The organism is Streptomyces sp. NPDC057694, from assembly GCF_042799415.1.
In the GTDB taxonomy this organism is placed as follows: Bacteria; Actinomycetota; Actinomycetes; order Streptomycetales; family Streptomycetaceae; genus Streptomyces.
In genome coordinates, this window is the sequence record NZ_JBHVIX010000008.1 from 297,697 (window position 1) to 307,792 (window position 10,096).

At 67.8% G+C, this 10,096-nt stretch carries 10 protein-coding genes; 2 read left to right on the top strand and 8 right to left on the bottom strand.

The window, feature by feature from the left end; all coding sequences use genetic code 11:
• Positions 1 to 1,260 (bottom strand): MFS transporter, encoded by a 1,260-nt coding sequence (locus ACFVDP_RS20740; RefSeq protein WP_383491454.1) that lies wholly within the window; start codon positions 1,258 to 1,260, stop codon positions 1 to 3.
• 154 nt (positions 1,261 to 1,414) lie between these two features.
• Between ACFVDP_RS20740 and ACFVDP_RS20745 the strand changes: the two genes are divergently transcribed.
• Positions 1,415 to 2,464 (top strand): LacI family DNA-binding transcriptional regulator, encoded by a 1,050-nt coding sequence (locus ACFVDP_RS20745; protein WP_383491457.1) that lies wholly within the window; start codon positions 1,415 to 1,417, stop codon positions 2,462 to 2,464.
• 59 nt (positions 2,465 to 2,523) lie between these two features.
• On the opposite strand, the gene prcA is transcribed toward ACFVDP_RS20745, so the two are convergent.
• The 6 genes from prcA to arc form a co-directional block, all read right to left on the bottom strand.
• Positions 2,524 to 3,288: a proteasome subunit alpha gene (gene prcA, locus ACFVDP_RS20750; protein WP_383491459.1), complete on the bottom strand. Its 765-nt coding sequence runs from the start codon at positions 3,286 to 3,288 to the stop codon at positions 2,524 to 2,526.
• Between the two features lie 58 nt (positions 3,289 to 3,346).
• Complete coding sequence (gene prcB / locus ACFVDP_RS20755; RefSeq protein WP_383491461.1) at positions 3,347 to 4,192, bottom strand: proteasome subunit beta; 846 nt, start codon at positions 4,190 to 4,192, stop codon at positions 3,347 to 3,349.
• A complete protein-coding gene (locus ACFVDP_RS20760; protein ID WP_383491463.1) occupies positions 4,144 to 4,734 on the bottom strand; it encodes an endonuclease VII domain-containing protein in 591 nt (196 codons plus the stop codon). The genes prcB and ACFVDP_RS20760 overlap by 49 nt, the downstream gene beginning before the upstream one ends.
• Positions 4,735 to 4,737: 3 nt before the next feature.
• The gene (locus ACFVDP_RS20765; protein WP_383491465.1) at positions 4,738 to 4,956 is read right to left on the bottom strand and encodes a ubiquitin-like protein Pup; all 219 of its coding nucleotides are present in this window, start codon (positions 4,954 to 4,956) and stop codon (positions 4,738 to 4,740) included.
• 140 nt (positions 4,957 to 5,096) lie between these two features.
• Complete coding sequence (gene dop / locus ACFVDP_RS20770) at positions 5,097 to 6,608, bottom strand: depupylase/deamidase Dop (RefSeq protein ID WP_383491467.1); 1,512 nt, start codon at positions 6,606 to 6,608, stop codon at positions 5,097 to 5,099.
• Between the two features lie 268 nt (positions 6,609 to 6,876).
• Entirely contained in the window at positions 6,877 to 8,643 is a 1,767-nt protein-coding gene (gene arc, locus ACFVDP_RS20775) for a proteasome ATPase (protein WP_383491469.1), read from the bottom strand.
• 275 nt (positions 8,644 to 8,918) lie between these two features.
• Between arc and ACFVDP_RS20780 the strand changes: the two genes are divergently transcribed.
• Positions 8,919 to 9,233 carry a ferredoxin gene (locus ACFVDP_RS20780; protein ID WP_383491471.1) on the top strand — a complete coding sequence of 105 codons (315 nt, stop codon included), beginning with the start codon at positions 8,919 to 8,921 and terminating at the stop codon, positions 9,231 to 9,233.
• Positions 9,234 to 9,304: 71 nt separating this feature from the next.
• On the opposite strand, the gene ACFVDP_RS20785 is transcribed toward ACFVDP_RS20780, so the two are convergent.
• Positions 9,305 to 9,889, bottom strand: coding sequence for a hypothetical protein (locus tag ACFVDP_RS20785; RefSeq protein WP_383491473.1), 585 nt, complete (start codon positions 9,887 to 9,889; stop codon positions 9,305 to 9,307).
• Between the last annotated feature and the right edge of the window lie 207 nt (positions 9,890 to 10,096).

Genomic DNA, 10,096 nt, shown 5'->3' on the forward strand with positions numbered 1-10,096 from the left:
TTACGCCCGATCCCCCGAGCTGAAACGGGGTTCGACGGCACGGTTTGGATCATTTTCCGACGAGAGCGCGACACGCCCGGACGCGCGCGGCGCCGCGAGGGCCCCGCCCGTGGCCAGCAGAACGAGCAACGCCACGGCCCCGGTCACCCCCGGCACCGCGAAACCCCACCGCGTACCGCCCCACTCCACGACCGGCCCCGCGACGGCCGTTCCCACACTGGCCCCCACCGTGAACGTCGTCACGAGCCACGAGAACGCCTCCGTCACCGTCCCCCGCGGAGCATGCCGGTCCACCACGATGAACGCACAGGCGATCGACGGCGCGAGGAAGACCCCCGCCACCGCACTCAACGCCACCATCGCCACCGGCCCCGGCATCACCACCAACGGCACGTAGAACAGGGCGAGCAGGGCGACGAGCCACCTCAACCGCGCCTCCGGAGCACCGCCCCACTGCCGGGCGCCGTAGACCGTCCCGCCGACGAGCGCGCCGAGCCCCAGCGCCGCCATCATCCAGCCGTACGTCGCGTCCCCGCCGTTCCCGTCCGCATAACTGACCCCCGCCACCGTGATCGACCCGAGCGCGAGCCCGATGAACAGGAACGCCGCCAGCAGCACCAGCAGCCCCGGCGAGCGCAACGCCCCCAGCCAGTGCGCCTCACGCGGCGCCGACCGCCACGCGCGGGACGGCTTCGAGACGACGACCGACAGAGCGCCCAGCACCCCGATCACGTTCAGGACGACGAGCGCCGCCTGCGCCGACCACAGCGACACGCACACCGTCACCAGCAACGGGCCCACGGTGAACATGACTTCCTGGGCGATCGCGTCCATCGCGTACGCCGTGTGCACCTGCTCCTCGCGCGGCAGCACACTCGGCCACAGCGCCCGCAGACCGCCCTCCAACGGCGGCGTGAACAGCCCCGCCGCCGCCACGGCCGCGTACGCCAGCGGCAGCGAACCCGTCCCGGCGAACGCGAACACCGCCATGCCCACACCCGACAGCACCGCCGCCGGCAACTGCACCCTCGGCTGCCCGCGCAGATCCACGAGACGGCCCAGCACCGGCTGCCCGATCGCGTTCGCCACCCCGTACACCGCGGCGAGCCCACCCGCCAGGCTGTACGTACCGCCCTCGTCCCGCACGAACAGCACGATGGCGATCGCCGCCGTGGCATTGGGCAGCCTGCCCACCAGCGTCCCCGTGAGCAGCCGCATCGCGTGCCGCGCTCTGAGGATCTCCGCATAACCCGCGGCCATCGCCCCACCCTGTCCTCGACGAATTCTCTGACGACGCCCTGGAAAGTGTTACGTATAACGTCGCGCCGTTATACGTACCACGTACGCTGCGACAAGAGCCACCCGCTAACGTCGACGACCGGCGGAACCACCGCACCAGACCCCGGAGGCACCAGTGACCAGCGGCACCGACACGACAGCGGCCGGAGCGGGCGGCACCCGCCCCACCAGCCGGGACGTGGCGCGCGCGGCCGGCGTCTCCCAGGCCGCCGTCTCCCTCGTCATGGGCGACAAATGGCGCGGCCGCGTCGCCGAGACCACCGCCGAACGCGTCCGCGCCGCCGCCCACCACCTCGGCTACCGCCCCAACCTCGCAGCCCGCAACCTCCGCCTCGGCCGCACCCGCACCGCACTCCTCGTCGTCCCCGCCCTCACCAACGAGTTCTTCGCCGGCGTCTACACCGGCGCCGCCCGCATCGCCGCCCAACACGACTTCGGCGTCGTCCTCTACCCCTCACCCGACGGCACCGGCCCCGCCCGCGACCCCTTCCCCAACGCCCGCGCCGCCCTCGACGGCATCCTCGCCTCCTCCATGGCCGCCGGCGCCGTCACCGCCCTGCGCGGCGACGACCTCCCCCTCGTCATGCTCGACAGCGACCCCACGGGCAACCCCGGCGCGACCACCGTCAACCTCGACCTCGCCGACGGCATGCGCCGGATCACCGACCACCTCCTCGCCCACGGCCACCGGCACTTCCTGCACCTCGCCTCAGCGGTCGACTCCTGGACCTTCGACATCCGCGCCGACGAACTCACCACCCGCACCACCCAGATGCCCGGCACGACCGTCCGCACCGTCCGCTCCGACCTCACGGTCGAGGCCGCCGTCACCGCGATGGAACACGCCCTGCGCACCACAGGCACCACCCACCCCACCGCCGTCGTCTGCGACGACGACAAACTCGCCGCCGGCGCCTACAAAGCCGCCCGCCGCGCAGGCCTGCGCATCCCCGACGACCTCTCCGTCACCGGCTTCGACGACCTGTCACTCGCCACCGCGATCGAACCCGAACTCACCACCGTGCGACTCCCCGCGGAAGAATTCGGCGAACGAGGCATGACAGCACTCCTCGCCGTACTCGACGGCCACACACCCGACACCACCCCACTCCCCGTCGAACTGATCGTCCGCGGTTCCACCGGCCCCGCACCCACCACCCCCTGACACACGTGTGCCCCGACCGGTTCACCAACCGGCCGGGGCACACACACGCTCACAACGCCCTAATCGTCGGACGAACTCTCGTCGGAGACGGCCTCGGACTCCGCCTCCGTCGTCGCGGCAGCACCCTCAGCCGTGAGCAACTTCGACAACTGACGCCCCGCGATCCGCTTGAACTTCCGCTGCTGCGGCCGCGTACGGTCCAGCACCGCCACCTCAAGACGCTCCGCGGGAATCTCCCGCTCACTGCCATTGGTGTCCCGCGACAACGCCTGCACAGCCAGCTTCAGACCCTCGGACAGCGTCATACCGTCCTCGTGCCGCTGATCCAGGAACGTACTGATCTGCTCCGCATTACCACCGACCGCCACCGAGCCGTGCTCATCGACGATCGAACCGTCGTGCGGCAACCGATAGATCTGGTCACCCTCAGGGGTCTCCCCCACCTCGGCGACGACCAGCTCCACCTCGTACGGCTTCTCGCCCGCACTGGAGAAGATGGTGCCCAGCGTCTGCGCGTACACGTTCGCCAGACCACGCGCCGTCACGTCGTCCCGGTCGTACGTGTAACCCCGCAGATCCGCGTACCGCACACCACCGATCCGCAGATTCTCGTACTCGTTGTACTTACCGGCGGCCGCGAAACCGATCCGGTCATAGATCTCGCTGAACTTGTGCAGCGCACGGGACGGATTCTCGCCGACGAACACGATGCCGTCGGCATACTGCAGCACGACCAGGCTGCGACCGCGCGCGATGCCCTTGCGCGCATACTCCGCGCGATCGGCCATCGCCTGCTGGGGTGAGACATAGAACGGCGTCGACACCGGCTATCCGTCCCTTTCTGTCAGTGACTCAGTGAGTAGGCAGCAAACAGGGAACGACTCACAACAGAGCGGCCCGAGGACCGTCCGGCTGCTCGAGACGCCGCTCCAGGATCGACCGCGCGATCTCCGACGACTCGTCATCATTGAGCCGACGGAAACCGTCGTCCGTGATCACCGTGACGATCGGGAAGATCCGCCGCGCCATGTCGGGACCACCCGTCGCCGAGTCGTCGTCCGCCGCGTCGTACAACGCCTGCACGACCAGCGTCGTCGCCTGCTCCTCCGTCAGATCACCGCGGTAGAGCTTCTTCATCGCTCCCCGCGCGAACACCGAACCCGAACCGGTCGCGGCGAACCCGTGCTCCTCACTCCGTCCACCGGTGACGTCGTACGAGAAGATGCGCCCCTTCTCACGGTCCACGTCGTACCCGGCGAACAGCGGCACGACAGCGAGCCCCTGCATGGCCATCCCCAGATTCGACCGGATCATGGTCGACAACCGGTTCGCCTTGCCCTCCAGCGACAGCTGCGCACCCTCGACCTTCTCGAAGTGCTCCAGCTCCAGCTGGAAGAGCTTGACCATCTCGACGGCCAGACCGGCGGTGCCGGCGATGCCGACGGCCGAGTACTCGTCCGCCGGGAAGACCTTCTCGATGTCGCGCTGCGCGATGACGTTGCCCATCGTCGCCCGACGGTCACCGGCGAGCACCACACCGCCGGGGAACGTGACGGACACGATGGTCGTGCCGTGCGGGGCCTCGATGACCCCCTGCATCGGCGGCAACTGCCGGTTGCCCGGCAGCATTTCCGGCTGATGCTCGGACAGGAAGTCCATGAAGGACGACGACCCGGGCGTCAGGAAGGCAGCTGGTAGACGCCCGGTGCTACGAGGGTTGGCTTCCACACGTTTCCTTCCAAGTAAGCGGTGGCCCGACGGACGGTGTCGGGATCATCTCCCAACTTGCCGATGGCCGAATTGCAGTTGAAGCACAGTACGCCACGGACCCTACCCGTCTCGTGGCAGTGATCCACATGTACTGCCGGAGCATTGAGGCAGATCACGCAGATCCCCATCTGAGAGGCCACCATCTCGTCCCGCTCGACCTCGGTGAGGTTGTAGTGGCGCTTGAGGTGGCCTTGCCGACTCTGGATCGCCCGGCAGGCCTTGCAGCGCGTCGACAGGCCGTCGGAGGCGGTCGCATTGCGATGCCACTCACTGTGCGACTTGATCTCGCCACATGTGCGACAGAGCTTGTGCCCTTCAGGTACGTCGACCTTCGCCCGGACGGTTTTACCTCGCGCCTCCTGTCGACGCCTGTAATACTCTGCGGCGCATTCGCGGCAATTGGCCTGCAACCCATCCGGCCGCGCCCGATTAGCCGCGAACGCGCTCGCAGCAAGGAGCTCCTGGCAAGCGGAGCACCTTTTCATGCCCGAGTCGGACATTCCTCACTGTCCGCCCTTTTGTACGAAACTCCGCACAAAGTCCTCGGCATTTTCTTCCAAGACGTCGTCGATCTCGTCCAGAACCGAGTCGACATCGTCGCTCAGCTTCTCCTGGCGCTCCTTGAGGTCCTCGGAGCCCTGCGCCTCTGTCGCCTGCTCCTCGACCTCCTCGGTGGAACGCGTCGCCTTCTGCTGCCCGCCGCCGGTGTCCTTGGTCGCCATCTCAGCTCACCCCGCTCGGTTCGAGATACAGGTCGTTCGTGATCAGAACCCTACTTGTCGGCCCTGACATCGGCCCCGCACTTCGCCCAATGCGGGACCCACCTCTGTGATTCCCCTTCGCCCGGGATTTCAGCCGCGGATCAGCCCCCGGACAGGACCCGGACCAGATCTTCCGCCGTCCGGCACCGGTCAAGGAGCTCCTTGACGTGATTACGCGTCCCGCGAAGGGGTTCGAGGGTTGGGACGCGCTGGAGCGAGTCCCGGCCGGGCAGGTCGAAGATGACCGAGTCCCAGGAGGCCGCGGCGACGTCGTCCGCGTACTGCTCCAGGCAGCGCCCGCGGAAGTACGCCCTGGTGTCCTCCGGCGGCTGGGTACGGGCCCGCTCGACCTCTGCCTCGTCCAGGAGTCGCTTCATCTTGCCCCGGGCCGCCAGACGGTTGTACAGGCCCTTCTCGGCGCGTACGTCGGCGTACTGGAGGTCGAGGAGGTGCAGCTTGGCGGCGTCCCAGTCGAGGCCGTCACGGCGCCGGTAGCCCTCCATGAGTTCCCGCTTGGTGACCCAGTCCAGCTCGCCGGACAGGCTCATCGGGTCGGTCTCCAGGCGGCCGAGCACGTCCTCCCAGCGGGACAGGACGTCCCGGGTCTGGTCGTCGGCGTCGGCGCCGAAGCGCTCTTCGACGTATTTCCTGGCCAGCTCGTAGTACTCCATCTGGAGCTGGACGGCGGTGAGTGTGCGGCCGCTGCGCAGGGTGATCAGGTGCTGGAGGGTGGGGTCGTGGGAGACCTGGTGGAGGGTGCGGACCGGCTGGTCCACGGCCAGGTCGACCGCGATGAACCCGTCCTCGATCATGGAGAGGACCAGGGCCGTCGTGCCGAGCTTGAGGTAGGTCGAGATCTCGGAGAGGTTCGCGTCGCCGATGATCACGTGCAGGCGGCGGTACTTCTCGGCGTCGGAGTGCGGCTCGTCGCGCGTGTTGATGATGGGCCGCTTGAGTGTGGTCTCCAGGCCGACCTCGACCTCGAAGTAGTCGGAGCGCTGGCTGAGCTGGAACCCGTGCTCGTGGCCGTCCTGACCGATGCCGACGCGGCCCGCGCCGGTGACGACCTGGCGGGAGACGAAGAAGGGCGTCAGGTGGCGCACGATGTCCGAGAAGGGGGTCTCCCGCTTCATCAGGTAGTTCTCGTGCGTCCCGTAGGAGGCGCCCTTGTTGTCGGTGTTGTTCTTGTAGAGGTGGATGGGCTGGGCACCGGGCAGCTGGGCGGCCCGCTCGGCGGCCTCGGCCATGATGCGCTCGCCGGCCTTGTCCCACAGGACGGCGTCCCGGGGGTTGGTGATCTCCGGGGAGCTGTATTCGGGGTGTGCGTGGTCGACATAGAGGCGCGCGCCGTTGGTCAGGATGACGTTGGCCAGGCCGATGTCCTCGTCGGTGAGCTGGCTGGAGTCGGCGGCCTCCCGCGCGAGGTCGAAGCCTCGGGCGTCGCGCAGCGGGTTCTCCTCCTCGAAGTCCCAGCGGGCCCGGCGGGCCCTGTGCATCGCCGCGGCGTAGGCGTTGACGATCTGGGACGAGGTGAGCATGGCATTGGCGTTGGGATGGCCGGGCACGGAGATTCCGTACTCGGTCTCGATGCCCATTACTCGCCGTACGGTCATGCGGCCCTCCTTGCCCGGCGGCGCCCTCGGTCGGGGGCGGCGCTCAAGTACCGCTGGTTCTCCGGTGCGCGCGCGGTGCCCGTCCCCGCACGGCGCGACTCGGCGGCATGGAAGAGCCTAGAACGCCTTTGCGCTGGTGGGGAGATCATTTGCGTCATTGCTTTGCTCCGGCGTCGGGCGGGCGGTCGCGGGATAGCGGCCCGATAGTTGCCTGGAAAAACAGTGGGCTGCGGGTACCCGGTTCGGGCACCCGCAGCCACCCTGCTTTTTACAGGTACTGACCGGTGTTCGCCACCGTGTCGATGGAGCGTCCGGTGTCCGCGCCCTGCTTTCCGGTGACGAGCGTGCGGATGTAGACGATCCGCTCGCCCTTCTTTCCGGAGATGCGGGCCCAGTCGTCGGGGTTGGTGGTGTTGGGCAGGTCCTCGTTCTCCTTGAACTCGTCGATGCAAGCCTGGAGGAGGTGGGAGACCCTGAGGCCCTTCTGCTTCTGTTCGAGGAAGGCCTTGATGGCCATCTTCTTGGCGCGGCCGACGATGTTTTCGATCATTGCGCCGGAGTTGAAGTCCTTGAAGTACAGGACTTCCTTGTCGCCATTGGCGTACGTGACTTCCAGGAAGCGGTTCTCCTCGGATTCCGCGTACATGTGCTCGACGGCCGACTGGATCATGGCGTGGACCGTGGCGGCCCTGTCGCTGCCGTGTTCGCCGAGGTCCTCGGTGTGCAGCGGAAGGCGTTCGGTGAGGTACTTGCCGAAGATGTCCTTGGCCGCTTCGGCGTCCGGGCGCTCGATCTTGATCTTCACGTCGAGTCGTCCGGGGCGCAGGATGGCGGGGTCGATCATGTCCTCGCGGTTCGAGGCGCCGATGACCACGACGTTCTGCAGGCCTTCCACACCGTCGATCTCGGCGAGCAGCTGGGGGACGATGGTGTTCTCCACGTCCGAGCTGACGCCGGAGCCGCGGGTGCGGAAGAGGGATTCCATCTCGTCGAAGAAGACGATGACGGGGGTGCCCTCGCTGGCCTTCTCACGAGCGCGCTGGAAGACGAGGCGGATCTGCCGCTCGGTCTCGCCGACGTACTTGTTGAGGAGCTCGGGGCCCTTGATGTTGAGGAAGAAGCTCTTGCCCTGGCCCTGTCCGGTCACTTCGGCGACCTTTTTGGCGAGGGAGTTGGCCACTGCCTTGGCGATGAGGGTCTTGCCGCATCCGGGGGGTCCGTAGAGGAGGACGCCCTTGGGCGGCCGCAGCTCGTGCTCCCGGTAGAGGTCGGGGTAGAGGTACGGGAGCTCGACGGCGTCGCGGATCAGTTCGATCTGGTTGCCCAGGCCGCCGATCTGCTCGTAGCCGATGTCCGGGACCTCTTCGAGGACGAGTTCCTCTACTTCGCTCTTCGGTACGACTTCGTAGACATAGCCGGATCGGGGTTCGAGAAGGAGGGCGTCGCCGGGGCGGATGGTGACGTCCAGCAGAGGCTCGGCGAGCCTCACCACCCGCTCCTCGTCGGTGTGCCCGGTGACGAGGGCGCGCTCGCCGTCCTCAAGGATCTCCTTGAGGGTGACGATGTCGCCCACGCTCTCGTACTCCATGGCCTCGACCACGTTGAGCGCTTCGTTGAGCATTACTTCCTGGCCGCGCCGAAGCTCTTCGAGTTCGACGCTCGGGCTCACGTTCACCCGGAGTTTGCGGCCGCCGGTGAAGATGTCGGCGGTGCCGTCCTCATTCGCGGTGAGGAAGACTCCGAAGCCTGCCGGCGGTTGTGCGAGCCGGTCGACTTCTTCCTTGAGGGCCACGATCTGGTCGCGGGCCTCGCGGAGTGTATTCGCGAGCCGTTCGTTCTGGGCGGACACGCCGGCCAGGTTGGTCTGCAACTCGACGATCCGCTCTTCGAGAATCCTCGTATGACGCGGAGAGTCGGCGAGCTTGCGCCGCAGGACGGCGATTTCCTGCTCGAGATAGGCAATCTGTCCGGCGGGGTCGTCGGACCCTCGTCCCGGGCGGATGCCGCGGTTGATGTCGTCGTCGTGGGCTGCCACGGTCCTCACCTCCTCCAAGGGGAGCTGGACGCTTCCAGACCCTACCTGGGCGGGTGTCGATTGAAACCCCTAGATCACAAAGACGGTCGAGGTGTGTCCGATCTTCACCCTTGCGCTCTCCCTCACGCCAGTGGAATACCCACCCAACAACATCGGAAAGCGGGCGGTTGTAGGGTCGAAGTGTTCAACACCCGTCAGGGCTGGCCCGACTTGCTTCTGTGAAGTCGGTTTCCGGACAGTGCGGCAGAGCGGGATGTAGGGAGCGGCAGGAGATCATGACCGTGCAGCAAGAGGCCGGATCCGGCACCGGCACCAGTGAGGCGCTGGAGGTCTGGATCGATCAGGATCTGTGCACCGGCGACGGTATCTGTGCTCAGTACGCGCCCGAGGTCTTCGAGTTGGACATCGACGGGCTCGCGTATGTGAAGGACGCGGAGGACGAGTTGCTTCAGCGGCCGGGGGCTTCGACGCCGGTGCCGCTGCCGCTCCTGACGGATGTGGTGGCGTCGGCGAAGGAGTGTCCGGGTGACTGCATCCATGTGCGGCGGGTTTCGGACAGCGTCGAGGTGTACGGGCCGGACGCGGAGTGAGTGTCTGACCACATGCGAGAGGGCCCCGCACATCCGGTGATCCGGTGTGCGGGGCCCTCTCGTGTGTGTGGTCAGGCGCTCTGTGCGGCCGCGGGGGTGGTGCGGACGAACGTGCCGTTCTTCCACTGCCACTTGGCCTTGTCGTGGATGTCGGGGCGGTAGCGGGGGACGTCGGGCGACGAGTAGCCGTCGAGGGTCGCTGTGACGGCTCTGTCGCGCACGGCGAGGTCGGTGACGGTAAAGGTGTCCTTCGGGTCGACGAGCGTGGCGACGACGCGGGGTTTTCCGTCGGCGGAGCGGGTCAGTACGTACACGCCGTTCGGCGGGGTGCCGGAGCCGGCGTCGCAGCGGACGACCGCGACCGTCTCGGGCCTGCCGTCGCCGTCGAGGTCGCCGGAGGCCTTCTTCTGGACGAGGACTTCGGCGGGGCCGCAGTCCAGCGGGAAATGGACCTTGGCCGGGTCGGGCGGGGTGACGGCGGCGCCGTGTGCGGCGGGTGACGTGGTGTCGGCCTGGGCCGCGGTGGCGGATCCGGGCTGCAGGACGCCGGAGAGCGCGACGACGGCGGCGAGGGCTGCCGCGGTGGCGAGCCAGTGGATGGGGCGGGTGGTGGTGTGCGCCAGTTCCGGGATCGTCTGCCGGGGGGGCTGCTGCACGAGGAGCGTCTCCTGTGAGGGCTGTGCCGGTGGGGATGGCCAGCATCGTGCCATACGTCACAGTGGAGTGGAACGGCGGGGGCGCCAGTTTTCCCTGGTGGCCTCCGGGATCGGTGCTGCCGGAGGGTCAACGTACGAGCGCCGCCGCCGAGTTCCCCCCCCCGGCAGGGGGACCCTCGGGAGCGACAGTGCCGTGTGCTGTGGTTC

Excerpts from the sequence above, each read along its gene's own strand:
- ACFVDP_RS20740 (WP_383491454.1), bottom strand. The coding sequence starts at position 1,260 with ATGGCCGCGGGTTATGCGGAGATCCTCAGAGCGCGGCACGCGATGCGG.
- ACFVDP_RS20760 (WP_383491463.1), bottom strand. The coding sequence starts at position 4,734 with ATGTCCGACTCGGGCATGAAAAGGTGCTCCGCTTGCCAGGAGCTCCTT.
- ACFVDP_RS20765 (WP_383491465.1), bottom strand. The coding sequence starts at position 4,956 with ATGGCGACCAAGGACACCGGCGGCGGGCAGCAGAAGGCGACGCGTTCC.
- dop (WP_383491467.1), bottom strand. The coding sequence starts at position 6,608 with ATGACCGTACGGCGAGTAATGGGCATCGAGACCGAGTACGGAATCTCC.
- ACFVDP_RS20780 (WP_383491471.1), top strand. The coding sequence starts at position 8,919 with ATGACCGTGCAGCAAGAGGCCGGATCCGGCACCGGCACCAGTGAGGCG.